A 26,082-nucleotide genomic window follows, 5' to 3' on the forward strand; every position below is an offset into this window, starting at 1 on the left:
CAGCTCATGAGCCAGTACGCGGCCCCCGGCTCCGGCAGAAGCGCTCACGGCGGTGACGGCGGCGCCCCTCGGCCCCCGTACACTTCCGGCCATTCCCGTGGATGGGTGACCGGCGGCGTCGTCTTCGCGGGCGTACTGCTGCTGCTGAACGGAGCCCTCTCCGTCCTCCAGGGCATCGCCGCCATCGCCAAGGACGACGTGTACGCCCGGGTCGGCACGTACATCTACGAGATGAACCTGACCGGCTGGGGCATCGTCCACCTGGTGCTCGGCGCCTTCGTCCTCGTCACCGGATACGGCCTGCTGAAGGACATGGCCTGGGCGCGCTTCGCGGGCATCGTCATCGCCTCGCTCAGCCTCATCGCCCAGTTCCTCTTCCTGCCGTACCTGCCCATCTGGTCCGTGATCATGATGGCGATCGACGTCTTCGTGATCTGGGCGCTGGCCAGCCGTCAGGAGGAGTCCGCCCGCGTCTGACCCGGGACACCGGCCCGCCGGGACCCGCCCGCGGGCGCGGCGCGGCCGTGGCCGAAGCCCCCGTGGAACGCGCTCCGTTCACGGGGGCGAAGGCATGCCCCGGGGGCGGCGGGACGGCGCCCCGCGCACCCGTTCCGCGCCCTTCCCGAGGCCGGCGGGAGCGCCCGTTTCCGGCCACCTGACGGGCCGTCGCGGGCATGGCGCGGTCCCGAGCGGGTACGCGCCGGTCGACGGGGGAACCCCTGCCCGTACGATGGGACCGCGTCGTCGGTGTGCTCCGGATCGATGGGCGCAGGCCTGTCCTGCGCGGGTGTGTCCGGGCGCGCGGAGACGTGCTCCCCGCCGGAAGAACGGCAGGCCGGACACCTCCACGGTCCACCTGGCGTCATGGCGTCCACGGCTTCCCCCCTCGCACGACGGCCGGACGTCCATTCCCTCCTGCGGGGGACCACCGACACCGGTCCGACGGCGGGCGCCACGCCCTCCGGAGGGGGATGTTCCGCAGGCCGCGCGGGGTGTGCGGCCGAGGGTGTCGGGGTTGGGCCGAACGGGTGACTTGGCGTAAGAATTGGCTGGTGCACGCAATGAAGGCGAGTGGAATCGGGGGAGCCGGTGAACAGCTACGACGTCACCGATGAACAGTGGGAAGGGCTCGCCCAGGTCGTTCCGTTGCGAGGACGCGACGCCTGGCCGTCGTCGGTCGGGCATCGGTCGATACCGGACGCGGAGACCGCGGCGCGCCGCCGCTTCGTCGTCCTGCGGGTCAACGTGTTCGCGGACGCCCGGGACGTGGCCGAGACGCTGATGTCCGGCATCCCGGTACTGCTGGACCTGACCGGCGCGGAGACCGAGGTCGCCAAGCGGGTCCTGGACTTCAGCACGGGCGTGGTGTTCGGCCTGGCGAGCGGCATGCACCGGGTCGACCGGAACGTGTTCCTGCTGACCCCGGCCGGGACCGAGGTCAACGGACTGATGGAGAGCGCCGCCGTCCCCGGCATCTGAGGGACGCCCGCACGGGCCCCGGGGCGTCCACGGCGCCCGGGGCCCGCGCTCCGTTCCCGTCCGGGACGGGCGGCGCCCCCGTCCGCCCTGCTCCGCCGCGCCGCCCGCCGCCGTCACGCCGCTCTCCTCCGCCGTGCCGCTGGCCCCCGTCGCCCCCGTCGGCCGTCGGTCGCGTCGGCCCGTCCGCGGGCCGGGTGACGGCGGTCGGCGCCCGGTGGGGTCCGTCGCCCGATCGTGGGAACGTACGGGAGACGGAACGGTTCCGCGCCGGAGCGGAGTCCTACGGTCCGCTCATGGCCGTGCCATGTGTGCCCCCGCCGACCGCCGCTGCCGACGCGCCGCGCCCGGATCGCCCGCGCGTGACAGAGCTGCGGCTGTCCGCCTTCGCCCGGCACCGGCGGGCCGAGATCCCGATCGGTCCGCTGACCGTGCTCACCGGGCCGAGCGGCAGCGGCAAGTCCAGCGCGCTGCGGGCCTACGAGGCGCTGGCCCGGCTGGGCGGCGGCGCCGGACTCGGCGAGGTCTTCCCCGACCCCGGCGCCTGCGTCCCCGAGCGGGCCCGGCCCGACGCCCAGCACCGCCGGGGCTTCCGCATCGGCTGCACGGCCGACGGCCCCGCGGGCCCCGTCCGGCTCGACGTGGCGGTGCAGGCCGAACCCGAACTGCGCGTCGTCGGCGAACGGTTGACGGCCGACGGGGTGGTCCTGCTGCAGACCGCCCTGCGCGACCCCGGGCGGCGCGCGGTGCAGGCGGCCTGGCTCACCGCCGGATCGGCGCCGGTGACGCGCGCGCCGCTGCCCGACGACCGGCTCGGCACCCCGCTGCTCCCGCTGCGGGTGGCCGGCAGGACCGACGGCCAGCGCCGGGTGCTCGCCGCCGCCGAGCAGATGGTGGTCGCCCTGCGCTCCGTCTACGCCTGCGACCCGTGCCCCCGCCGCATGCGCGAGCCGGTGCCCGCCGGGACCGGGCGGCTGCTCGGCGGCTGCGACAACCTGGCGGACGTGCTCCGCCGGACCCGCGCCGAATGCGGCCTTCGGCACGCCCAGTTCGTCGCCTCGGTGCGGGCCGGCTGCGCGGGCCCGGTCGTCGACGTCCTCGCGGAGCCGGACGGCGGGGGAGTGGTCCGCGCCCTGCTGGACCGGGGCGGCGGGGTGCGCACCGGCCTCGCCCGCCTCGGCCACGGCGAACTGCGCTATCTCGCCCTCGCCCTGGTGCTGTTCACCGGTCCCGGCCTGCTGGAGGCCGACCCCGCGGGCGAGGTGCCCGCCGATCTCCAGACGCTCACCGTCCTGACCGACGGCCTCGACCGCGGGCTGGACGCCCGGCAGCGCACCGAACTCCTGCGGCTGGCCGCCCGGATGTGCGGGCGGGGCCGTGTCCGCCTGGTCGCCGCGGTCTCCGACGCCGCCTGGGCCCAGGGGGAGGACGGGGTCACGGTGGTACACCTTGACCCGTGACCGATGACTCCCCCGACCTGGCGGCCCTGCGGCGGCGGCTGACCGCGTTCGCCGCCGCGCGGCACTGGCAGCCGTACCACACGCCCAAGAACCTGGCCGCCGCGCTCAGCGTGGAGGCGTCCGAACTCGTCGAGATCTTCCAGTGGCTGACGCCCGAGGAGTCGGCGCGGGTGATGGACGACCCCGGCACCGCGCACCGCGTCCGGGACGAGGTCGCGGACGTCCTGGCGTATCTGCTCCAGTTCTGCGAGGTGCTCGGCGTCGACCCGCTGGCCGCGCTCGACGCGAAGATCGACCGCAACGAGGGCCGCTTCCCGGTGCCGGGCTCCGGCGGTGATCCGGCGCGCGGTGACGGGGAGGAGAAGCGCGGCGGAAGGGGAGGGGACGGGGAGTAATCCACTCCAGTATCACTCTCCGCGTTCGAAAGCATGGGCTGTGGCGATTTCTTGTCCGAAGATTTCCCCCTTCCTCTGGCTTTTCGTCCCACAAGCCCTCACTCTGGGTAGTGAGCAACGGAGTTCGGGTGGACGCGCCCCGCGCGCGTCCGGAACAGACGGGGACAGCGAATGGACGCGGTGCGGCTCATCGTGACGAGCGGGCATGCCCTGGCGGCCGGCGGCAGGGTTCCGGACATCCTGACGGAGGTGTGGCAGGCCCAGGCCCTCGCCCAGGCGATCGGCAGCAGGCTGGCCGTCCTGGGACCGCCCGAACTGCGCGGCGAGGCCCTGGGGCTGACGGAGCTGGCCGGGCGCGGCTGCGGCGTCCTGCACACCCCGGACCTGGCCCCCGGTGAGCTGCGCGCCGCCCAGCTCACCGAACTGGGTGACGCCCGGCAGGCATTGACCTGCCTGGGCACCCTCCTCGGCGAGACCGGCATGGCCCTGGTCGGCATCGCCTGCGCGGCCGACGACGAGGGGACGTACTGGCAGTGCATGGAGGCCATCGACGCGGCCGACGAGTCCCGGGACCGGGTCCTGGAGATGCTGCGCAGACTCGCCGACCGGGAGCCCGCGCGCCGGGGGTCCATACCGGCGTCCGCGCGCGGCGCCGGCTGACCCGGGTCCGCCCGCCCCCCCGGCCCGTCGCCTCAGGTACCGCCCCGGGCACCACCTCCGGCACCCCCTCGGTGCCACCTCGGGTACCGCCCGGGACCCGTCCCGGTGTCCGTCCCGCGCCGGGGCTCCGCGCCGGCCGGGCGCCGCGCGCCGGAGCCGCCGCCCCGCACCCACCACCACGGGCCGCGCCGCGGCACCCGCCGCCCGGCCCGGACCACCCCTTCACGGCACCGCCCCCCACCGCGTCCGGCCCCACCCCTGAAGGCACCGCCACCGGCCGCGCGCGGCCCCGGTACCCGTCCCGCACGGCCGCGTGCGTGCCACGACGGCCCCGTTCTTCGCGGCCCCGGCCCCGTCCCCGACATCACCCCGCCCGGCGCTCCGGCGCCGTCCCCCGCCCGGCCTTTCCGCGCCGTGCCCCGCCGTGCCTGCGTCCGCTCGCCCCGGTACCCGTCCCCCCCGGCACCCGTCCACCGCCCGTCCGCGCCCTCCACCATCCCGCCCGCCACGGCCCCCGCGGTCCTCCGCGCCCGCTCACCACCCGGCACGTCCCCCGCCCCTCCGCCCGCCCTCGCACCCCCTTCGCGCGCGGTCGCCGCCCCCGGGCGCGCCGGTCCCGCGCCCGGCCTGGACGTGTGGCCGGGATTCACCCGCCGGGAGTGCGTACGGGCCGGTGACAGGGGGGTGGCAGAGCGGCGGGCGGCCCCCGAGCGGGCAGGATGGGCGCATGGATCTGCGAATCTTCACCGAGCCCCAGCAGGGCGCGACCTACGACACCTTGCTCACCGTGGCCAAGGCCACCGAGGACCTCGGCTTCGACGCCTTCTTCCGCTCCGACCACTACCTCCGCATGGGTGCCGTGGACGGACTGCCCGGCCCCACCGACGCCTGGATCACCCTGGCCGGACTCGCCCGCGAGACCAGCCGCATCCGCCTCGGCACCCTGATGACCGCCGGTACCTTCCGGCTGCCCGGCGTGCTCGCCATCCAGGTCGCCCAGGTCGACCAGATGTCCGGCGGCCGGGTGGAACTCGGCCTCGGCGCGGGCTGGTTCGAGGACGAGCACAAGGCGTACGGCATCCCCTTCCCCAAGGAGAAGTTCGGCCGCCTGGAGGAGCAGCTCGCCATCATCACCGGCCTCTGGGCGACCGAGACCGGGAAGACCTTCGACTTCCACGGCACCCACTACGACCTGACCGAGTCGCCCGCGCTGCCCAAGCCCGCCCAGGACAGGGTGCCGGTGCTGATCGGCGGCCACGGCGCCACCCGCACCCCGCGCCTCGCCGCCCGCTACGCCGACGAGTTCAACATCCCCTTCGCCTCCCTGGAGGACACCGAGCGCCAGTTCGGCCGGGTGCGGGCCGCCGCGCAGGAGGCGGGCCGCCCCGCCGACGACCTGACCTACTCCAACGCCCTCATCGTCTGCGTCGGCAAGGACGACGCGGAGGTGGCCCGGCGCGCCGCCGTGATCGGCCGCGAGGTCGACGAGCTGAAGGCCAACGGCCTCGCGGGCTCCCCGGCCGAGGTGGTCGACAAGATCGGCCGCTACGCCGCTGTCGGTTCGCAGCGGATCTACCTCCAGGTCCTCGACCTCCACGACCTGGACCACCTGGAGCTGATCTCCTCCCAGGTGCAGAGTCAGCTCTCCTGACCGCCCCGCGCGCCGGCCCGTCCCGGCGCGCACCCGGCCGCCCGCCGCCCGGTCAACCCCCCTCGCGGATAACCGAAGGCGCCGCCCGGCCGGCCTGTGGGATGGTGTGGCCGTCGTCCCGCCGGAGCCCCTGGGGTCCCACCCCCGGGGGCTCCCGCGCGCTCACGGCACCCGACCGTCACCCCCTTCCACCAGCGCCGGAGAGGCCCTCCGCATGTTCCTGACCCTCACCACCACCGGAACCCCCGACCGCCCCGCGTCCGACCTCGGCTTCCTGCTGCACAAGCACCCCGACAAGGCGCAGGAGTTCTCCACCTCCTTCGGTACGGCGCACGTCGTCTACCCCGAGGCGGGGGAGCGGCGCTGCACGGCCGCGCTGCTGCTGGAGGTGGACACGGTGGCGCTGGTCCGGCGCGGCAGGGGCAGGGGCCGGGGCGGAGCGCCCGGCGCCGCACTCGCCCAGTACGTCAACGACCGCCCGTACGCGGCCTCCTCGCTGCTCGCCGTGGCGCTCGGCAAGGTCTTCTCCAGTGCCATGCGCGGCGTGTGCGCGTCGCGTCCGGAGCGTGCCGCCGCGCCGCTGCCGCTGCGCGTGGAGGTCCCGGCGCTGCCCGCCCGGGGCGGCCCCGGCCTCGTACGGCGCCTCTTCGAGCCGCTCGGCTGGGCGGTGGCCGCCGAACCGGTGCCCCTGGACACCCGGTTCCCCGACTGGGGCGACTCCCGTTACGTGCGGCTGGTCCTGGAGTCGGACGCGCTCACCCTCTCCGAGGCGCTGCGCCACCTGTACGTCCTGCTCCCCGTCCTGGACGACGCCAAGCACTACTGGGTCTCCGCCGACGAGGTGGACAAGCTGCTCCGGGCGGGCGGCATCTGGCTCCACCGGCACCCCGAGATGCGGCTGATCACCAGCCGCTTCCTGGCCCGCCGCTGGTCGCTCACGCGCGAGGCGATGGAGCGGCTGGAGCTGGTCCGGCTGGCCGAGGCCGACGACAGCGCCGTCGAGGAGATCGACAACGCGGTCGCCGAGGAGACCGAGGAGGAGGCGCGGCCCACCCCGCTGGCCGTGCTCCGGCGCGAGGCGATCCTCGCCGTGCTCCGGGAGGCCGCCGCCGCCCGGGTCCTCGACCTCGGCTGCGGCGAGGGCCACCTGGTGCGGGAGCTGCTCAAGGAGCCGCGGTTCACGGAGGTCGTCGGCATGGACGTCTCGGTGCGCGCGCTCACCATCGCCTCCCGGCGGCTGCGGCCGGAGCGGATGGGTGAGCGGCAGGCCGCGCGGGTCAAGTTCCTCCAGGGCTCCCTCGCCTACACGGACAAGCGGCTCAAGGGCTACGACGCCGCCGTGCTCAGCGAGGTCGTCGAGCACGTCGACCCGCCCCGGCTGCCCGCCCTGGAGTACGCGGTGTTCGGCGCGGCCCGTCCCCGCACGGTCGTCGTCACCACGCCCAACGCCGAGTACAACGTGCGGTGGGAGAGCCTTCCGGCCGGTCATGTGCGGCACCGGGACCACCGGTTCGAGTGGACCCGGGGGGAGTTCCGCGCCTGGGCCGGAGCGGTGGCCGAACGGCACGGCTACGGCGTGGGGTTCCGGCCCGTCGGCACCGAGGACCCCGAGGTGGGACCGCCCACCCAGATGGCGGTGTTCACCCTGGCCCCCGGGACCCCGGACCCGCACCGTGCCACGGCGCACCGCGCCACCGCCCCCGCCCCGGAGGCCCCGGCCGTCCCCGAGGCCCCGACCGCCCCGTGGACGGCCGCCGGTTCCCCCGCGTCCGGCCCGCCGCCCGCCGCGGACCCGTCCGACGGGACGGCCCGTACCCCCGGGACCGCCGGAGCCCTCGGGATCCCGGGAACCCCCGGGACCGTCCCGGTCACCCGCGTCCCCCGCACCACCACCCGCACCACCCACACCGTCCGTATCCCCCGCACCCCGGAGGCCGAGAGGGAGGCCCTGGCCGCATGACCGGCACCGAGACCACCACCGAGACCCCGGCCGCCGCCGCGCGGCCCCGCACCCTGCCCGTCACCGACCTCTCCCTCGTCGTGCTGATCGGCGCCTCCGGCTCCGGCAAGTCCACCTTCGCCCGGCGCCACTTCGCCCCGACCGAGATCCTCTCCTCCGACTTCTGCCGGGGCCTGGTCGCCGACGACGAGAACGACCAGAGCGCGAGCCGCGACGCCTTCGACGTCCTGCACTACATCGCGGGCAAGCGGCTCGCCGCCGGACGCCGCACCGTCGTCGACGCGACCAACGTGCAGCAGGACGCGCGGCGCCGACTCGTCGAGCTGGCCCGGACGTACGACGTCCTGCCCATCGCCGTCGTGCTCGACGTGCCCGAGACGGTGTGCGCCGCGCGCAACGCCACCCGCGCAGACCGGGCCGACATGCCCCGCCGGGTCGTCCAGCGGCACGTCCGCGAACTCCGGCGCTCCCTGCGCCACCTGGAGCGCGAGGGGTTCCGCAAGGTGCACGTCCTGCGTGGGGCCGCCGAGGCCGAGGCGGCCACCGTCGTCACCGAGAAGCGGTACAACGACCTCACCCACCTCACCGGCCCCTTCGACATCGTCGGCGACGTCCACGGCTGCTCCGCCGAACTGGAGGAGCTGCTCGCCCGGCTGGGCTACGCCGACGGCGTCCACCCCGCCGGCCGCACCGCCGTCTTCGTCGGCGACCTCGTCGACCGGGGCCCCGACAGCCCCGGCGTGCTGCGCCGGGTGATGGCCATGGTGAAGTCGGGCAACGCCCTGTGCGTCCCCGGCAACCACGAGCAGAAGTACGGCCGCCACCTGAACGGGCGCACGGTCCGGCCCACCCACGGACTGGCCGAGACCATCGCGCAGATGGAGGGGCAGGACGAGGAGTTCCGGGCGGAGGTGCGGGAGTTCATCGACGGCCTCGTCAGCCACTACGTCCTCGACGGCGGACGGCTCGTCGTCTGCCACGCCGGGCTGCCCGAGAAGTACCACGGCCGCACCTCCGGCCGGGTCCGCAGCCACGCCCTGTACGGGGAGACCACCGGCGAGACCGACGAGTTCGGACTGCCCGTGCGCCACCCGTGGGCCGAGGAGTACCGGGGCCGCGCCGCCGTCGTCTACGGCCACACCCCGGTGCCCGAGGCGGCCTGGCTCAACAACACCCTCTGCGTCGACACCGGCGCCGTCTTCGGCGGCAGGCTGACCGCGCTGCGCTGGCCCGAGCGCGAACTGGTCGGCGTACCGGCCCGGCAGGTCTGGTACGAACCGCTCCGGCCGCTCCTCACCGAGGCGCCCGGCGGCCGCGAGGGACGGCCGCTGGACCTGGCCGACGTACGGGGCCGCCGCGCGGTGGAGACCCGGCACGCCGGCCGGGTCGCCGTGCGCGAGGAGAACGCGGCGGCGGCCCTGGAGGTCATGAGCCGCTTCGCCATCGACCCGAGGCTGCTGCCCTATCTGCCGCCGACCATGGCACCGGCCGCCGGCTCCGCCGAGGAGGGCTATCTGGAGCACCCCCGGGAGGCGTTCGCCGGGTACGCGGCCGACGGCGTGGCGCGGGTGGTGTGCGAGGAGAAGCACATGGGCTCCCGGGCCGTGGCGCTGGTCTGCCGCGACGCCGACGCGGCCCGCGCCCGCTTCGGCGTGGACGGCCCCACCGGCTCGCTCTGCACCCGCACCGGACGCCCGTTCCTCGACGACCCGGCGCTCACCGAGGAGATACTGGACCGGCTGCGGGCCTCGATCGGCGCGGCCGGGCTCTGGGAGGAACTGGACACCGACTGGATGCTGCTGGACGGCGAGCTGCTGCCGTGGTCGATGAAGGCCGCGGGGCTGCTGCGCTCCCAGTACGCCGCGGTCGGCGCCGCCTCCGGGGCGGTGTTCCCGCCCGCGCTGAGCGCGCTGGAGGGCGCCGCCGCCCGGGGCGTCGACGTGGGCGGCCTGCTCGCCCGGCAGCGCGGACGGGCCGCCGACGCGAACGCGTTCACCGAGGCGTACCGCCCCTACTGCTGGCCCACCGAGGGCCTGGACGGCGTCCGGCTGGCGCCGTTCCAGATCCTCGCCGTGCGGGGCCGCAGCCTGGCCGCGCTGCCGCACGACGAGCAGCTCGCCCTCCTCGACCGCCTCGTCGAGCACGACGCGAGCGGTCTGCTGCGCACCACCCGGCGGCTGTACGTCGACACCGGCGACCCCGCGTCGGTCGCCGCCGGTGTCGACTGGTGGCTGGAGCTGACCGGCCGGGGCGGCGAGGGGATGGTCGTCAAGCCGGTCGTCCCGCTCACCCGCACGGAGAAGGGCCGCCCGGTGCAGCCCGGCGTGAAGTGCCGGGGCCGCGAGTACCTGCGGATCGTCTACGGTCCCGAGTACACCCGCCCGGAGATCCTGGCCGGGCTGCGGCAGCGGTCCCTGCACCACAAGCGGTCGCTGGCCCTGCGCGAGTACGCCCTCGGGCTGGAGGCGCTGGACCGGCTGGCCGACGGGGAGCCGCTGTGGCGGGTCCACGAGGCGGTGTTCGGGGTCCTGGCGCTGGAGTCGGAGCCGGTCGACCCGCGCCTGTGACCGCCGCCCAGGGGCGGCCCGAGCCCCGGGGCGGGCCGTCGTCCCGGGGCGCCGCACGCCGGTGGTGCGGCGCCCCCCGTCGTGCGGCACCACCGGTGGGCCGCGCCCCCGTGCGCTTCGCCGCCGGGGCGGGGCACGGGGGCGCCGGGGCGCCGCGGACCGCCGCCACGACCCCGCCCGGCGCCGCTCCCCGTGAGCCCCGGAGGGCACCCCCGGCATCTCCCTCCGCACGGCAGGGGGTGAATCCGCGTCCGGTTGGTCAGGATGGGGGCATGGGATTCCACGTCGACTCCGAGGCCGGGCGGCTCACCCGCGTCATCCTGCACCGGCCGGATCTGGAGCTGAAAAGGCTCACCCCCAGCAACAAGGACGCCCTTCTCTTCGACGACGTGCTCTGGGTGCGCCGGGCGCGCGCCGAGCACGACGGGTTCGCGGACGTGCTGCGCGACCGGGGCGTCGCCGTGCACCTCTTCGGCGATCTGCTCACCGAGACCCTGGCCGTCCCGGCGGCCCGCCGGCTCGTCCTGGACCGGGTCTTCGACGAGAAGGAGTACGGGGTGCTGGCCACGGACCACCTCCGGGCCGCCTTCGAGCCCCTGCCCGCCCGCGAGCTGGCCGAGGTGCTGGTCGGCGGCATGACCAAGCGGGAGTACCTGGACGCGCACCCCGAGCCGGCCTCCGTGCGCTTCCACGTCATGGAACTGGACGACTTCCTGCTCGGCCCGCTGCCCAACCACCTCTTCACCCGCGACACCTCCGCCTGGATCTACGACGGCGTCTCCATCAACGCGATGCGCTGGCCCGCCCGGCAGCGGGAGACGGTGCACTTCGAGGCGATCTACCGGCACCACCCGCTCTTCCGCGACGAGACCTTCCACCTGTGGTCCGAGGGCCAGGCGGACTACCCCTCCACCATCGAGGGAGGCGACGTCCTGGTGATCGGCAACGGCGCCGTCCTCATCGGCATGAGCGAGCGCACCACGCCCCAGGCCGTCGAGATGCTCGCCCACAAGCTGTTCGCCGCCGGGTCGGCGCGCACCATCGTGGCGCTGGACATGCCCAAGCGGCGGGCCGTGATGCACCTCGACACCGTGATGACCATGGTCGACGGCGACACCTTCACCCAGTACGCCGGGCTCGGCATGCTCCGCTCGTACACCATCGAGCCGGGGGCGGGGGAGCGGGACCTGAAGGTCACCGACCACCCGCCGGAGCACATGCACCGCGCCATCGCCGCCGCGCTGGGGCTGAGCGAGATCCGGGTGCTGACCGCCACCCAGGACGTGCACGCGGCCGAGCGCGAGCAGTGGGACGACGGCTGCAACGTCCTGGCCGTCGAGCCGGGGGTCGTCGTCGCCTACGAGCGGAACGTGACCACCAACACCCATCTGCGCAAGCAGGGCGTCGAGGTGATCGAGATCCCCGGCAGCGAGCTGGGCCGGGGCCGGGGCGGCCCGCGCTGCATGAGCTGCCCGGTGGAACGCTCCGCGGTCTGACCCGTCTGACCCGTCCGGCCTGGCTGACCCGTCCGGCCTGGCTGACCCGTCCGGCCTGGCTGACCCGCCTGACCTGGCTGCCCCGTCCGGCCTGGCTGCCCCGTCCGGCGCCCCCCCCGGCCCGGCTGCCGCGTGTACCTCGTCCGGTCCGTCCGGTCCGTCCGGTCCGCGCCTTCCGGGGCGTGGGGGCAGCCGGGTCGGGCCGGGGCGGTGCGCCGCCCGCTCCGGAGCGGTTTCCGGCGCACGTCCGCGCGCGGCGCGTGTGCGGCACGGGGCGGGACGCGGGCCGTCGGTGGGCGGCCGGCGGGCAGCCCGGAGGGGGCACCCGAGGGGATGCAGGGGGGATGCAGGGGGGCTGTATATAAATTCGACTCTTCGTATAGACTTCCAGTCGTTCCCTGTCCCCCCGCACCGATGGAGCGACCCCCATGGCGACAGTCCCGACCGCCCTCGCCGGCCGCCACTTCCTCAAGGAGACCGACTTCACCGCCGAGGAGTTCCGCGGTCTGGTCGAGCTGGCCGCCGAGCTGAAGGCCGCCAAGAAGGCCGGGACCGAGACGCCGTACCTGCGGGGCCGGAACATCGCGCTGATCTTCGAGAAGACCTCGACGCGCACCCGCTGCGCCTTCGAGGTCGCCGCGGCCGACCAGGGCGCCTCCACGACCTACCTCGACCCGTCGGGCTCCCAGATGGGGCACAAGGAGTCCGTGAAGGACACCGCCCGGGTGCTCGGCCGGATGTACGACGGCATCGAGTACCGGGGCGACAGCCAGCGGAAGGTCGAGGAGCTGGCCGCGTACGCCGGGGTGCCCGTCTACAACGGTCTCACCGACGACTGGCATCCCACCCAGATGCTCGCCGACGTGCTCACCATGACCGAGCACTCCACCGCGCCGCTGTCCGGGATCGCCTTCGCCTACCTCGGTGACGCCCGCTTCAACATGGGCAACTCCTACCTCGTCACCGGCGCCCTGCTCGGCATGGACGTGCGCGTCGTCGCCCCCCGCGCCTACTGGCCCGCCCAGGAGGTCGTCGACCGGGCGCACGAGCTGGCCGGGGCCTCCGGTGCCCGGATCACGCTCACCGAGGACACCGCGGCGGGCGTCCGGGGCGCGGACTTCGTCGCCACCGACGTCTGGGTGTCGATGGGCGAGCCCAAGGCGGTCTGGGAGGAGCGGATCGCCGCGCTCTCCCCGTACGCCGTGACCATGGACGTGCTGCGCGCCACCGGCAACCCGGACGTGAAGTTCCTGCACTGCCTGCCGGCCTTCCACGACCTGGGCACCCAGGTGGGCCGGGAGATCTTCGCCGCGCACGGGCTGGAGTCCCTGGAGGTCACCGACGAGGTCTTCGAGTCCGCGCACTCCGTCGTCTTCGACGAGGCGGAGAACCGGCTGCACACCATCAAGGCCGTGCTGGTCGCCACGCTCGGCCGCGCCACCGCCTGACCCGGCCCGCGCCGTCTTCGGGCCCGGCCCGCGCCGCTCCCGGACCGGCCGACGCCCGCTTCCGCCCGGCTCCGGCCCGCCGCCCTCCGCCCGGCTCCGGCCCGCCGCCCTCCGCCCGGCGGGCCCGCCGGGTGTGCGCCGGTCACGGGCGCCCGCGCTCCCGGTCCGCCCGGGGCGCGGGGCTCACGCCTGGCGTCGGCGCTGCGCCGGTACCGCCGGGAGCCTGAACCAGACCGCCTTGCCCGAGCCCGTGGGGCGGTGGCCGCAGGATGAGCTGAGCGTACGGATCAGCAGCAGCCCCCGCCCGTGCTCCTGCCAGGGGTCGGGCGGCTCCAGGTCGGGCCGGGTCAGATCGGCGGGCGGCGAGGGGTCCCCGTCGTGCACCTCGACCTGGCAGCCGCTCGGCAGCAGCTCCACCACCAGCTCGATCGGCGCTCCGCCCGCCGTGTGCTCGACGGCGTTGGCCACCAGTTCCGCCGTGAGCAGCTCCGCGGTGTCGCAGTCGGCGGACAGCTCCCCCTCCGCCAGCGCCGTGCGGACCAGGGCACGGGCGGTCGGCACGGCCGCGGCGGTGTGCGGCAGCGCGATGCGCCAGGAGGCGGGGACGGGCGCGGGGAAACGTTCGTGCACGGCGGTTCCGTTCATGGAGCAGGCGTTCCTGTCCTGCTTTCAACCAGACGAATGGTACGGGTCCGCTCCGCGGGGGTCGCGGAGGGGGCCCGTGCGGGTGTGCGGGCCGCCTCGGGGAGGGGTTGTGCGCCGTCCGTCTATCGCGCACTCATGACGACAGTCACGAAATGGTGATAACGTCGGAGGCGCAGCGCTCCGTGATGCCGTGCCCGCCGTCCCAGGAGGCCGCCCGTCATGAGTCCCTTCACCGGCTCCGCCGCCCGCACCCCGCGGTGGAGGCATCTGCGCGTCGGTCTCGCCGACGGTGTCGCCACGGTCACCCTGGCCCGCCCCGACCGGCTCAACGCGCTGACCTTCGCCGCCTACGCCGACCTGCGCGACCTGCTCGCGGAACTGTCCCGGGAGCGCGCGGTACGGGCCCTGGTGCTGGCGGGGGAGGGGCGCGGCTTCTGCTCCGGCGGTGACGTCGACGAGATCATCGGCGCCACGCTCGCCATGGACACCGCCGAGCTGCTGGACTTCAACCGGATGACGGGGCAGGTCGTGCGGGCGGTGCGGGAGTGCCCCTTCCCGGTGGTGGCCGCCCTCCACGGGGTCGCCGCCGGGGCGGGCGCGGTGCTCGCGCTGGCCGCGGACTTCCGGGTGGCGGACCCGTCCGCGCGGTTCGCCTTCCTCTTCACCCGCGTCGGCCTGTCCGGCGGCGACATGGGCGCCGCCTATCTGCTGCCCCGGGTGGTCGGCCTCGGCCACGCCACGCGGCTGCTGATGCTCGGCGAGACGGTCCGCGCGGCGGAGGCCGAGCGCATCGGCCTGATCAGCGAGCTCACCGAGGAGGGCGGCGCCGACGAGGCCGCCGGGAGGCTCGCCCGCCGCCTGGCCGAGGGCCCGGCCCTGGCCCACGCCCAGACCAAGGCGCTGCTGACGGCGGAGCTGGACATGCCCCTGGCGGCGGCGGTCGAGCTGGACGCCGCGACCCAGGCCCTCCTGATGAACGGCGAGGACTACGCCGAATTCCACGCGGCCTTCACGGAGAAGCGCCCCCCGAAGTGGCAGGGACGATGACCAGGCCCGAACCAGAACCACCCCGGACACCCCCCACAGCGTCAACGCCCCGGGCGAGCACCCCCGGTCCGGGGGCGCGGGGAACCGCGCACGTGGAGGGGGTGGGCCCGCACGGCATACTCCCGTCCGGTGGGACATCGCCCGCAGGGTCGACGCCCCGGGTGAGCATCTCCGGTCCGGGGGCGCGGGGAACCGCGCACGTGGAGGGGGTGGGCCCGCGCGGCATACTCCCGTCCGGTGGGACATCGCCCGCAGGGTCGACGCCCCGGGTGAGCATCTCCGGTCCGGGGGCGCGGGGAAGCGCGCACGTGGAGGGGGTGGGCCCGCGCGGCACACTCCCGTCCGGTGGGACATCGCCCGCAGGGTCGACGCCCCGGGCGAGCATCTCCGGTCCGGGGGCGCGGGGAATCGCGCACGACGCGGACAGGAACCCGCACGGCTCCGAAGGCAACGCGCCCGGCGGCGACAGGAACCCGCACGGCTCCGAAGGCGACCCGCACGGCGGCGACAGGAACCCGCACGGCGGCGAAAGGCATCCGCCACCCCACTCCCGCCCCCGCCCCCTCCGCATCGCGATCACCGGCGGAGGCCCCGGCGGCCTCTACACCGCCGCCCTCCTCAAACGCCTCGCCCCCGACCGCGAGGTCACCCTCTGGGAACGCAACCCCCCGGACGACACCTTCGGCTTCGGCGTCGTCCTCTCCGACGAGACCCTCGGCGGCATCGCGGACGCCGACCCGGAGGTCCGCGCCGCCCTGGACCCCGCCCTCGTCCGCTGGGACGACATCGACATCGTCCACCGCGGCGTCCGCCACACCTGCGGGGGCCACGCCTTCGCCGCCCTCGCCCGCCGCCGGCTCCTGCGGATCCTGCACACCCGCTGCCGCTCGCTCGGCGTGGACCTCCGCTTCGGCGCCCCCGCCCCGGACCCGGCCCGGCTGGCCCGAGCGTACGACCTCGTCGTGGCCGCCGACGGAGTCCACAGCGCCGTCCGCGCCGCCCACGCCCCCGCGTTCCGCCCCCGCCTCACGCCCCACCGCTGCCGGTACATCTGGCTCGCCGCCGACTTCGCCCTCGACGCCTTCCGCTTCGAGATCGCCGAGACCGGCGCGGGCGTGATGCAACTGCACGCCTACCCCTACGCCCCCGACGCCTCCACCGCCATCGTCGAGATGCGCGAGGAGGTGTGGCGGGCCGCCGGCTTCGACGCCCCCGACCCGGCGGCCTCCGTCGAACGCTGCGCCGACCTCTTTGCCGACGCCCTCGGCGGCCGTCCGCTGCGCTCCCACCGCTCCGCCTGGACCACCTTCCGCACCGTCGTCAACGAGCGCTGGTCGCACGGCAACACCGTCCTGCTCGGCGACGCCGCCCACACCGCGCACTTCTCCATCGGCTCCGGCACCAAGCTCGCCGTCGAGGACGCCCTCGCGCTCGCCGCCTGCCTGGACGAACACCCCACCGTCCCGGAGGCGTTGGCCGCCTACGAGGAGGAGCGGCGCCCCGTCGTCGCCTCCGCCCAGCGCGCCGCCGGGGCCAGCCGGGAGTGGTTCGAGGAGCTGGACCGCCATGTCGCCCGGCAGCCACGCCAGTTCGCCTTCGACCTGCTCACCCGCAGCCGCCGCGTCACCCACGGCAACCTGCGGCTGCGCGACCCCGCCTTCACCGGCTCCGTGGAGCGGGAGTTCGGCTGCCCTCCCGGCACGCCCCCGATGTTCACCCCCTTCCGGCTGCGCGGACTGACCCTGCGCAACCGCGTCGTCGTCTCCCCGATGGACATGTACTCCGCCACCGACGGCGTCCCCGGCGACCTCCACCTGGTCCACCTGGGGGCCAGGGCCCTCGGCGGCGCGGGGCTGGTCATGACGGAGATGGTGTGCGTCAGCCCCGAGGGACGCATCACCCCGGGCTGCGCGGGCCTGTACACCGGACACCAGGGCCGGGCCTGGCGCCGGATCACCCGCTTCGTCCACGAGAACACCCCCGGAACCGCCATCGGCGTCCAGCTCGGGCACAGCGGCCGCAAGGGCTCCACCCGCCGGATGTGGGAGGGCATGGACGAGCCGCTGCCCGAGGGCAACTGGCCCCTGTCGGCGGCCTCCCCGCTGCCGTACCGGCCCGGCGGCCCGGTCCCGCGCGAGCTGACCCGCGCCGGACTCACCGCGATACGCGAGCGGTTCACCGAGGCCGCCGCCCGCGCCGCGGGGGCCGGCTTCGACCTGCTCGAACTCCACTGCGCGCACGGCTATCTGCTCTCCGGCTTCCTCTCCCCCCTCACCAACCACCGCACGGACGCCTACGGCGGCTCCCCGGAGCGGCGGCTGCGCTTCCCGCTGGAGGTCTTCGACGCCGTCCGGGAGGTGTGGCCCGGGGACCGGCCGATGACGGTCCGCGTCTCCGCCACCGACTGGGCCGAGGGCGGCATCCGGGCCGAGGAGGCCGTCGCCGTCGCGCGGGCCTTCGCCGCGCACGGCGCCGACGCGATCGATGTCTCCACCGGCCAGGTCGTCTCCGACGAGCGGCCGGAGTTCGGGCGGTCGTACCAGACGCCCCACGCCGACCGCATCCGCGCCGAGGCGGGCGTACCGGTCATCGCCGTCGGCGCGATCTCCTCCTGGGACGACGTCAACTCGCTGATCCTGGCCGGCCGCGCCGACCTGTGCGCCCTCGGCCGCCCCCACCTCTACGACCCCCAGTGGACCCTGCACGCGGCGGCCGAGCAGGGCTACGAGGGACCGGGTGCCGTCTGGCCGGCCCCGTACCGGGCGGGCAGCCGCCCGCCGCGCACCGGACGCCCCGGCCCGACCGGCCCCCGGCCCGCTCCGCAGCGGGTCCGGGGCGGCGGCTGAGGTCCGCCCCGGCCGTCGTCAGCCGCCCCGTACCGCCGAGCCGTCCGTGCCCCCGCCGTCGTCCGCCACCCCCGCGAACACCGCCCCCGCCCCGCGCAGCCGCGCGTGCAGCGCCCGGAAGACGGCGGCCGAACGCGTCCCCGGCCAGCCGGGCGGCAGCAGCGCGGCGGGCAGCCCCGGGTCGGTGTACGGCAGGTGGCGCCAGGAGTCCAGGGCCAGCAGGTAGTCGCGGTAGGCGTCCTCCGGCGGGGTGTCCGACCGCTCCTCCCAGGCGCGCAGCACCGGCGCGTGCCGGTCCAGGAACGCCTCGTGCTCCGCGGCGATCGCGTCCAGGTCCCACCAGCGCGCCGCCGCCCCCGCGGTGGGCGCGTAGCCCAGGTGCTCGCCGCGGAAGAAGTCCACGTAGCCGTCGAGCCCGAGCCGGCCCAGCGCGTGCCGGGTCTCCTCGTACAGCCGGGCCGGGGCGATCCACACCCCCGGGGCGGCGGTGCCGAAGCCGAGCCCGGCCAGCCGGGAGCGCAGCACGTGCCGTTTCTGCCGCTCCGACTCCGGCACCGAGAACACGGCGAGCACCCAGCCCTCGTCACCCGGCGGGGCGTCGGCGTAGATCCGCCGGTCCCCGTCGTCCAGCAACTGCAGTGCCTCGGCGGAGAGTTCGTATCCGGCCGCGCCCCCGGCGGTCCGGGCGGGCAGCAGCAGTCCGCGCCGCTTCAGCCGGGACACCGACGAGCGCACGGACGGCGCGTCCACCCCGACCGCCGCCAGCAGCCGGATCAGCTCCGCCACGGGCACCGGGCCCGGCACGAAGCGGCCGTACGCGCCGTAGAGCGTGACGATCAGGGACCTCGGGGCATGCGGTACGTGCAGGTCGGACACATTGATCATCCTAGATCGTCGCGGTCCGGCCCCCTCATGCCAGGTCGCCCGGGCCCTCCGGAGGGGCGAGCAGCCGGAACCGCTGGAGCTTGCCGGTCGCCGTGCGCGGCAGCGCGTCCCGGAAGTGGATCTCGCGCGGGCACTTGTACGGCGCCAGCTCGGACAGCAGGAAGGCGCGCAGCGCCCCGGCGTCCCGCACGGCCCCCTCGCGCAGCACGGCGTGGGCCACCACGACCTGGCCGCGCGCCTCGTCGGCCCGCCCCACCACCGCCGCCTCGGCCACGTCCGGATGGCGCAGCAGCGCCTCCTCGACCTCGGGCCCGGCGATGTTGTACCCGGAGGAGACGATCATGTCGTCGGCGCGGGCGACGTAGCGGAAGTGGCCGCCCGGCTCGCGGACGTAGGTGTCCCCGGTGATGTTCCAGCCGCCCCGCACGTACTCCCGCTGGCGCGGGTCGTCGAGGTAGCGGCAGCCGACCGGGCCGCGCACCGCCAGCAGTCCGGGCCGCCCGTCCGGCACGGGCACGCCGTGTTCGTCCTGCACCCGCGCCGTCCAGCCCGGCACCGGAAGGCCGGTGGTGCCGGGGCGGATGTCGCCGTCGGCCGCGGAGACGACGATGTGCAGCAGTTCGGTGGCGCCGAGGCCGTTGATGATGCGCAGGCCGGTGTGCTCGTACCAGGACCGCCAGGTGGACTCGGGGAGGTTCTCGCCCGCGGAGACGCAGCGCCGCAGGGAGGTGATGTCGTACCCGTCCAGCGTGTCGAGCATCGCCCGGTAGGCGGTCGGGGCGGTGAACAGCACCGACACCCGGTGCCGGGCCACGGCGGGCAGCAGGTGCCGGGGCCCCGCCCGCTCCAGCAGCAGCGCGCTGGCGCCCGCCCGCAGCGGGAAGACGACCAGGCCGCCGAGTCCGAAGGTGAAGCCGAGCGGCGGGCTGCCCGCGAACAGGTCGTCGGCGCGGGGCGCGAGGACGTGCCGGGAGAAGGTGTCCGCGACGGCCAGCACGTCGCGGTGGAAGTGCATGCAGCCCTTGGGCCGTCCGGTGCTCCCCGAGGTGAAGGCGATCAGCGCCACGTCGTCGTCGGCCGTCGCGGCGGCCGGGTACGGGGTGCCGGGCGCCGGGCGGCGCAGCAGGTCGTCCGGGGAGTCCCCGCCGTAGGCCGTGATCCTCAGCCCCGGTATCCCCGCCGCGGCCAGGTCGTCCACGGAGCGGGCGTCGCACAGGGCGTGCCGGACGCGGGCGATGCCGCAGAGGGTGCGCAGTTCGCGGGCGCGCTGCTGGGCGGGCACGGTGACCGCCACCGCGCCCGCCTTGAGCACCGCCAGCCAGCAGGCCGCGAGCCAGGGCGTGGTGGGTCCGCGCAGCAGCACCCGGTTGCCGGGGACGACCCCGAGGCCGCCGGTGAGGAGGTGGGCGATCCGGTCGACCCGGGCCCGCAGCTGCCCGTACGTCCAGGTGGAACCGTCGTCGGTGCGGAAGGCCGGGCGGTCGCCGGGCGGCCCGGCGAGCAGTTCGGCGGCGCAGTTCAGCCGCTCGGGGTAGCGCAGTTCGGGCAGGTCGAAGCGGAGCTGGGGCCACTGGTCGGCGGGTGGCAGGTGCTCGCGCGCGAAGGTGTCGACATGGGCGGAACGGTGTGGGTCTGCCATGGCGGTGCGCCCCCTTTGCCGTGGTGGGCTCGCACCAGGAGCGTATCGTGTTGGTGACGACAGTCAACGGGACGCGATACTCTCGGAATGGTCGTTCCGGGGAGGTGACCGGCGGTGAAGCGGTGGACGCGGTGGCGCGGTTCGACGGCGCCGGGGTGTCGAGCCGTCGGGGCGCGTCGCCGGAGGCGGGCCGGGGCGTCGGTGTGACGGCCCGGCGGGGAGGGAGAGGACCGGCGATGACGGCGTTCTCACTGACACCGGAACAGCTCGCCTGGTGCGAGGAGTTGCGCACCCTCGCCGCCGAACGGCTGCGCCCCCTGGCCGACCGGGGCGCACCGGGCCGGGTCAACCGCCCCCTCCTCGCCGAACTCGGCGCCCTCGGCCTGCTGCCCCGGCTGTTCACCTCGGGCGCGCTCGACCTCTGTCTGATGCGAGAGTCCCTCGCGTACGCCTGCACCGAGGCCGAGACCGCCCTCGCCCTCCAGGGCCTGGGCGCCCACCCCGTCCACGCCCACGGCACCGAGCCCCAGCGCGCCCGCTGGCTCCCCCGGGTGGCCGACGGTTCGGCGGTGGCCGCCTTCGCGCTCACCGAGCCCGGGGCGGGCTCGGACGCGGCGGCCCTGTCCCTGCGGGCGGAACGGGTGGCGCCGGAGACGCCGGGGGAGCCGGGACCGCCGGAGCCTCCCGGACCGACGGAGCCCCCCGGACCGCCGGGGGCGCCGTCCGCGCCGGAGCCGACAAGGCGGCCGGGGCCGACAAGGCGGCCGGGGCCGACGGGGACGACGGGGACGACGTGGTCACCGGGGGAGACGGCGACGGAGCCGGCCGCCGTGGGGCGGCGGCGCCCGCCCCCGGAGCCGGCCGCCTGGCGGCTGACCGGCGAGAAGCGCTGGATCTCCAACGCCCCCCAGGCCGACTTCTACACCGTCTTCGCCCGCACCACTCCCGGCGCGGGGGCCCGGGGCATCACCGCCTTCCTCGTCCCCGCCGACCGGCCCGGCCTCACCGGCGAGCCGCTCGACATGCTCTCCCCGCACCCCATCGGCACCCTCGTCCTCGACGGGGTCCCCGTCACCGCCGCCGACGTCCTGGGCACACCGGACCGGGGCTTCCGGGTCGCCATGGACACCCTCAACCTGTTCCGCCCCAGCGTCGGCGCCCTCGCCGTCGGCATGGCGCAGGCCGCCCTGGACGCCGCCCTCGCCCACACCGCCGCCCGCGACGCCTTCGGCGGCAAGCTGCGCGACCTCCAGGCCGTCTCGCACGAGGTCGCGGAGATGGCCCTGCGCACCGAGGCCGCCCGTCTGATGGTGTACGCGGCGGCCACGGCGTACGACGCCGACGCCCCCGACGTCCCGCGCCGCGCCGCGATGGCGAAGCTGCTGGCGACCGAGACCGCGCAGTACGTCGTCGACCGCGCCGTCCAACTGCACGGCGCCCGCGCCCTGCGCCGGGGCCACCTGCTCGAACACCTCTACCGGGAGGTGCGCGCGCCGCGTGTCTACGAGGGCGCGAGCGAGGTGCAGCGCGGCATCATCGCCAAGGAGCTGTACCGGGCCCGGGACGGGTCCGGAGACGACGGCACCCAGAACGCGACGCCCACGCCCCCGGCCCCCGGCGGTGGGACGCCCGCGTCCACGCCCACGCCCCCGGCTCACGTCCGCGCGGCGCCCGAACCTCCGGCAGTTGGCCGCGCGACGCCCGCGTCCCCGGGTCCCGCTCGCGCGACGCCCGAGCCCCCGGCGCCCGCCAACACGACGGCCGCGCGTCCGGCACCACCGCCCGCACCGCCGCCGCCCGCACCACCACCGGCGCCGCCCGCACGCCCACCCGCGGAGCCCGCACCCGAGCCCGGTCCGGCCGCAGGGAGCGCACCACCGTCCGGGACCGCCGCACGGAACACGCCCCGCCCCGGGGCCACCGCAGGCCGCCGCACGCCCCCGCCCGGATGCGACGCGGGCACCACGTCGTCGTCCGGCCCCGTCCCGGGCACCCCTGCCCCGCCCGGCTCCACCGAGGGCAACACCCCGTCCCCCCGCCCCGCCGCCCGGAACACATCCCCGGGCCGGACCGTCCCCAACACCCCGCCCGTCCAGGACCCCGGTACGGAGGCCCTCCGCATGACCGCCGAACGCGTGAACCCGCCCGAGCTGTCGCCGCCCACCGGCTTCTCCCACGCCGTGGTGGCCACCGGCTCCCGGGTGGTGTTCCTCGCGGGCCAGACCGCGCTGGACGCCGACGGCCGGATCACCGGGGCCACCCTCCCCGAGCAGTTCGCGACGGCCCTGGGCAATCTCCTCACCGCCCTGCGCGCCACCGGCGGCACCCCCGCCGACCTGGCCCGTGTCACCGTCTACGCCACCGACCTGGCCGACTACCGCGCCCATGCCGCCGATCTCGGCCGCGTCTGGCACCGCCTCGCGGGCCGCGACTACCCGGCGATGGCGGTGATCCAGGTCGCCCGGCTGTGGGACGAGCGGGCCCTCGTGGAACTCGACGGCCACGCCGTACTGCCCTGATCCGCGCCGGAGCCCTCGGACGCCGTACGTCCCCCGAACGGGACCTCGGCGCCGGAAGGAGCGCCGGTGGACCCGTGCCCCTGGTGCCCTCGTGGACCGGTGCCGCCGGCGGCGGGAGGCCGAACCCCCGCCGCACCGGCGCCCGTTCGGCCCCGCGGCCGTCTGCGAGACTTGTCCGCATGATCGTCAGACTCGCGGGGGAGCCGGACTTCCCCGGACTGCTCGGCCTGGCCGCCCAGGTGGAGCACTGGTTCGGCCCGATGGTCGGTGAACCGGGCTTCCACGGCGCCGTGCGGGACCACATCGCGCGGGCTGCGGCGCTGGTCGCCGTCTCCCCCGAGGGGGACCTCCTCGGCGGACTGCTGTTCGGCGCGGAGCCGCCCGTCCACCATGTGCACTGGCTGGTGGTCTCGGAGGGGGCGCGGGGGCAGGGCGTCGGCGGGGAACTGATGGCCGAGGCGGTCCGCAGGTTCGTCCGGGGGCCGGGCACCCTGGAGGTGGTCACCTTCGGCGCCGACCACCCGGGCGCCGTGGCCGGCGGTGCGCGGGTCTTCTACGAACGCCTCGGCTTCGCCCCCGCCGAGGCCGCCGGGCCGGGCCCGGAGGGCGGTTCGCGGCAGGTCTACCGCCGGACACTGGACTGACGCCACGCACGCGAGCCGGCCACGCACGCGAGCGGCGGCGCACGGACGTCACGTCGCACGGACGTCACGTCATCCGGAGGCCACGTCGTACGAACGCCGCGGGGGCCGCGCCCGCCGGTGAACGGCGGACACGGCCCCCGGGGCCGAAGCGTGTCTCAGACGGCGGCGGAGCCGGAGGCGGTGCTCCGGCGCCGGCGCACCACGAACATCGCGCCGACGCCGAGGGCGACCGCGGCGCCGCCGGTGAGGGCGATGGCCGGCAGGGCGGAGCTGGAGCCGGTCTCGGCGAGACGCCCCTCGGGGACGATCTGGACGTCGCCCGAGGGCTTGGTCGGCAGCGGCTTGCTGCCGCCCTGGGGCTTGGCCTCGGTGTCGACCGGGGCCGAACCGGCGGCGAGGATGTCGAACTCGTAGTAGTCGTCGTCGCCGGAGTAGACGCAGTTGCCCTCGTCGTCGGCGTACATGCCGATGCTGATGGCGAAGCCGTAGCCGGCCGGGGCCTTCTTGTCGACGCTCAGGCGCAGGTCGATGGAGAAGGACTCGTTGGCCCGGACGTCGGTGTAGCCGAGGTACCCGGCGGCCTCGTCGCCCTGGCCCAGGGAGATGTCGGTCCAGGTGCCGGTGGCCGGGTCCTTGAACTGCAGCGTGAGGTAGTCCGTCTCGATGAAGAAGTCGTCCTCGTCGATGTGGGCCGCGAACACACCGAGGTCGACGCGCTGGTAGGAGTTGTCCCCCTGGTTGCTGACGTTCAGCTTGAAGTTGTGGAAGCCGCTGCCCGCGACGATCTTGGACGGCAGCCCGGAGAGACCGGTGCTCAGGTCGTCGTCGAACCGCATGTCCTCCTCGTCGCACTCGGCCGGGCCCTTGGAGGGCGAGGCGGAGGCGGACGCGGAGGGGGAGACCGACGTGGACGGGGAGGCCGTGGGGCTCGCCGACTCGGTCGCGCTGGGCGAGGCGGTCGCCGACTCGGTGGCGGCCGGGGTCGTCTCCTCGTCGGTGGTGGTGTCCTCCGAGGGGGTCTCCTCGGGGGAGGACTCCTCCGAGGTGGTGTCCTCCTCGGTCTCCTCGGCGTCGGGGCTCTCCGTGGTGACGGTGACCTCTTCCTCCTGGACCGGAGCCGACTCGCTGACCGGGGACGACGGGGCGTCGTCCGCCGCGTGGGCGACCGGGGCGACGAGCAGCGCTGCGGGGGCTATGACGGCCGTGGCGGCGGCGACAGCCAGAGAGCGGCGAATCTTCATATGAACCTCATGAGGAGGAAGGTGTTGATGCGTCGCCAGGGTCGACCGGCGGAGGCCGCAAAGAGTTGCACGCTTCTCACATTTTCTTTACGTGACATGTGTCACCTTTCGGCGTCCCTGGTCAGCGGCGTGTGCGGGAGATGCCGCTCCCGTGTGCGAGGGGCCACGGGGGCCGAGGGGATGTCCGGATTCCGCCGGTCCGGTGCCCGGGGAGGGGTGGCCCCGTGTCAGGAGGACAGGGGGACGGGGGGCAGGAGGACGGGAGGAGGAGACCGCGGGTCGGGGGCCTGGAGGCCCGCTTCGCCCTGAGCGCGCGGGTCAGACCTGCCGCGTGCGCTCCAGCCGCCGCTGCCGGGAACGCTCCGCGAGGGCGGTGAGCGTGAAGCACACCCCGACGGCGAGACCGCCCAGGGTGGCGAAGGGGAGGTTGTGGGGCTCGTCCTCGGGGGCGATCAGCAGGAAGAACAGGATGTAGGGGACGGTCACGCACAGCCCGGCGACGTACGGGTGCTCCGCCACCCGCCGCTGGAGCCGTGTCGGGGGCTTCTGCCCGCCCAGGACCCGGTCGAGGGTGCGGAACGCGTTGCTGAGGGACCGCCGCCGCTTCGTCACGGCCGAAGGATAGAGCACCCGTTCGCCGCCCCGGCGGGCGGTGGCGTCGGCGGGTGTCCGCCGCGGCCCCGCGGGCCCGGCCCGGTGGCGCGGCTCGCCACCGAAGGGGTGAGGTCACGGGCGCGGAGGGACCCGCCGGGTACCAGTGGAGCCCCGACACACCGCCCAGCCGACAGGGAGCCCCCATGCCCGTACGAACCGCCGTCCTGGCCATGGCCGCGGGCGCGGCCCTCCTCCTGCCGACGGCCCCCGCGCAGGCCGTCACGCCACGCACCGCGATGACGCCCACCGCGATGACGCCCACCGCGATGACGCCCACCGCGATGACGCCCGCCGCGGTGGTCCCCTTCACACGCACGGCCGCCGTCCGGCGAACGGCCCCCGCGCGCACGGCCGCGGCGGGGTCACCCACCGCGAGGATCGCCGCGAGGACCGAGGTGAGGGCCGCCGCGAAGGCCCCCACCGCGAGGGCCGCCACCCCGGAGACGATCACCATCGCCGCGACCGGCCGTGTCACCGCCGACGGCACGGTCACCGTGTCCGGCACCTACCGCTGCACCGCCGCCAAGGGCCCGGTGCTCCTGGGCTCCTCGGTGGCCCAGGGCGCCGACGCCACCCGCTACGGCATCGGCGGCAGCCGGGCGACCTGCGACGGCCGCCGGCACAACTGGACCCACACCGGCGCGGTCTCCACCGGCAGCCCGCTGCGCGCGGGCAAGGCCCGGGCCGAGGCCACCCTGCTGGAACTCCGCCCCTCCGGCTTCCTCCCGCTCCCCGTCCTCCACACCCGCCACGCCCGCGACATCACCCTGCGCACGGCCTGACGGCCTGACAGCCGGCCGCGTTGCCCCGCTCACCGACGGCGCCGGGACCCCCGGGACCCGTGGCGCC

General features: G+C 75.7%; 19 protein-coding genes and 2 pseudogenes. 16 read left to right on the forward strand and 5 right to left on the reverse strand.

What is annotated here, in order from left to right; genetic code table 11:
- Positions 1-6 precede the first annotated feature (6 nt).
- The 10 genes from ACZ7LB_RS23530 (at position 7) to argF (ending at position 13,113) form a co-directional block, all read left to right on the forward strand.
- Positions 7-477, forward strand: coding sequence for a DUF7144 family membrane protein (locus ACZ7LB_RS23530; RefSeq protein ID WP_161225601.1), 471 nt, complete (start codon positions 7-9; stop codon positions 475-477).
- Between the two features lie 594 nt (positions 478-1,071).
- Entirely contained in the window at positions 1,072-1,479 is a 408-nt protein-coding gene (locus ACZ7LB_RS23535; protein ID WP_161225602.1) for a cell division protein SepF, read from the forward strand.
- Positions 1,480-1,772: 293 nt separating this feature from the next.
- Positions 1,773-2,936: an AAA family ATPase gene (locus ACZ7LB_RS23540; protein ID WP_471470867.1), complete on the forward strand. Its 1,164-nt coding sequence runs from the start codon at positions 1,773-1,775 to the stop codon at positions 2,934-2,936.
- Positions 2,933-3,331 carry a nucleotide pyrophosphohydrolase gene (locus tag ACZ7LB_RS23545; protein WP_471470869.1) on the forward strand — a complete coding sequence of 133 codons (399 nt, stop codon included), beginning with the start codon at positions 2,933-2,935 and terminating at the stop codon, positions 3,329-3,331. Before ACZ7LB_RS23540 ends, ACZ7LB_RS23545 begins: the two co-directional genes overlap by 4 nt.
- A 171-nt stretch (positions 3,332-3,502) precedes the next feature.
- Complete coding sequence (locus tag ACZ7LB_RS23550) at positions 3,503-3,991, forward strand: DUF6099 family protein (RefSeq protein WP_471470870.1); 489 nt, start codon at positions 3,503-3,505, stop codon at positions 3,989-3,991.
- Positions 3,992-4,718: 727 nt separating this feature from the next.
- Entirely contained in the window at positions 4,719-5,642 is a 924-nt protein-coding gene (locus tag ACZ7LB_RS23555) for an LLM class F420-dependent oxidoreductase (protein WP_471470872.1), read from the forward strand.
- Positions 5,643-5,856: 214 nt separating this feature from the next.
- Positions 5,857-7,602 carry a 3' terminal RNA ribose 2'-O-methyltransferase Hen1 gene (locus ACZ7LB_RS23560; RefSeq protein ID WP_471470873.1) on the forward strand — a complete coding sequence of 582 codons (1,746 nt, stop codon included), beginning with the start codon at positions 5,857-5,859 and terminating at the stop codon, positions 7,600-7,602.
- The gene (locus ACZ7LB_RS23565; RefSeq protein ID WP_471470875.1) at positions 7,599-10,169 is read left to right on the forward strand and encodes a polynucleotide kinase-phosphatase; all 2,571 of its coding nucleotides are present in this window, start codon (positions 7,599-7,601) and stop codon (positions 10,167-10,169) included. Before ACZ7LB_RS23560 ends, ACZ7LB_RS23565 begins: the two co-directional genes overlap by 4 nt.
- 272 nt (positions 10,170-10,441) lie before the next feature.
- Entirely contained in the window at positions 10,442-11,665 is a 1,224-nt protein-coding gene (locus ACZ7LB_RS23570; protein ID WP_161225608.1) for an arginine deiminase, read from the forward strand.
- A 428-nt stretch (positions 11,666-12,093) separates the two neighbouring features.
- The gene (gene argF / locus ACZ7LB_RS23575; protein ID WP_471470877.1) at positions 12,094-13,113 is read left to right on the forward strand and encodes an ornithine carbamoyltransferase; all 1,020 of its coding nucleotides are present in this window, start codon (positions 12,094-12,096) and stop codon (positions 13,111-13,113) included.
- Positions 13,114-13,296: 183 nt separating this feature from the next.
- Here argF and ACZ7LB_RS23580 read toward each other — a convergent pair whose 3' ends face one another.
- Positions 13,297-13,758, reverse strand: coding sequence for an ATP-binding protein (locus ACZ7LB_RS23580; RefSeq protein ID WP_471470879.1), 462 nt, complete (start codon positions 13,756-13,758; stop codon positions 13,297-13,299).
- Between the two features lie 219 nt (positions 13,759-13,977).
- Here ACZ7LB_RS23580 and ACZ7LB_RS23585 point away from each other — a divergent pair, with 219 nt between their 5' ends.
- Positions 13,978-14,805, forward strand: a complete 828-nt coding sequence (locus ACZ7LB_RS23585; protein ID WP_471470881.1) for an enoyl-CoA hydratase family protein — start codon at positions 13,978-13,980, stop codon at positions 14,803-14,805.
- A 569-nt stretch (positions 14,806-15,374) separates the two neighbouring features.
- A complete protein-coding gene (locus ACZ7LB_RS23590) occupies positions 15,375-17,651 on the forward strand; it encodes a bifunctional salicylyl-CoA 5-hydroxylase/oxidoreductase (RefSeq protein WP_471471036.1) in 2,277 nt (758 codons plus the stop codon).
- An 18-nt stretch (positions 17,652-17,669) separates the two neighbouring features.
- Here ACZ7LB_RS23590 and ACZ7LB_RS23595 read toward each other — a convergent pair whose 3' ends face one another.
- Both ACZ7LB_RS23595 and ACZ7LB_RS23600 read right to left on the reverse strand, forming a co-directional pair.
- Positions 17,670-18,536 carry a PaaX family transcriptional regulator gene (locus ACZ7LB_RS23595; RefSeq protein ID WP_471470883.1) on the reverse strand — a complete coding sequence of 289 codons (867 nt, stop codon included), beginning with the start codon at positions 18,534-18,536 and terminating at the stop codon, positions 17,670-17,672.
- Positions 18,537-18,561: 25 nt separating this feature from the next.
- Positions 18,562-20,175 (reverse strand): AMP-binding protein, encoded by a 1,614-nt coding sequence (locus ACZ7LB_RS23600; protein WP_471470885.1) that lies wholly within the window; start codon positions 20,173-20,175, stop codon positions 18,562-18,564.
- A 236-nt stretch (positions 20,176-20,411) separates the two neighbouring features.
- Here ACZ7LB_RS23600 and ACZ7LB_RS23605 point away from each other — a divergent pair.
- From ACZ7LB_RS23605 to ACZ7LB_RS23615, 3 genes and pseudogenes are all read left to right on the forward strand, one after another.
- Positions 20,412-21,728, forward strand: a pseudogene (locus ACZ7LB_RS23605) (acyl-CoA dehydrogenase family protein); the annotation flags it as partial.
- 612 nt (positions 21,729-22,340) lie between these two features.
- A pseudogene (locus tag ACZ7LB_RS23610) lies at positions 22,341-22,694 on the forward strand (RidA family protein); the annotation flags it as partial.
- Positions 22,695-22,873: 179 nt separating this feature from the next.
- Positions 22,874-23,338: a GNAT family N-acetyltransferase gene (locus ACZ7LB_RS23615; protein WP_471470886.1), complete on the forward strand. Its 465-nt coding sequence runs from the start codon at positions 22,874-22,876 to the stop codon at positions 23,336-23,338.
- A gap of 155 nt (positions 23,339-23,493) precedes the next feature.
- Here ACZ7LB_RS23615 and ACZ7LB_RS23620 read toward each other — a convergent pair whose 3' ends face one another.
- Both ACZ7LB_RS23620 and ACZ7LB_RS23625 read right to left on the reverse strand, forming a co-directional pair.
- Positions 23,494-24,579, reverse strand: a complete 1,086-nt coding sequence (locus ACZ7LB_RS23620; protein WP_471470887.1) for a hypothetical protein — start codon at positions 24,577-24,579, stop codon at positions 23,494-23,496.
- 318 nt (positions 24,580-24,897) lie between these two features.
- Positions 24,898-25,191, reverse strand: coding sequence for a hypothetical protein (locus tag ACZ7LB_RS23625; RefSeq protein ID WP_471470889.1), 294 nt, complete (start codon positions 25,189-25,191; stop codon positions 24,898-24,900).
- A 185-nt stretch (positions 25,192-25,376) separates the two neighbouring features.
- Between ACZ7LB_RS23625 and ACZ7LB_RS23630 the strand changes: the two genes are divergently transcribed.
- Positions 25,377-26,015, forward strand: coding sequence for a DUF6299 family protein (locus ACZ7LB_RS23630; RefSeq protein ID WP_471470891.1), 639 nt, complete (start codon positions 25,377-25,379; stop codon positions 26,013-26,015).
- Positions 26,016-26,082 lie beyond the last annotated feature (67 nt).

This window comes from Streptomyces sp. NPDC107521 (assembly GCF_055598485.1).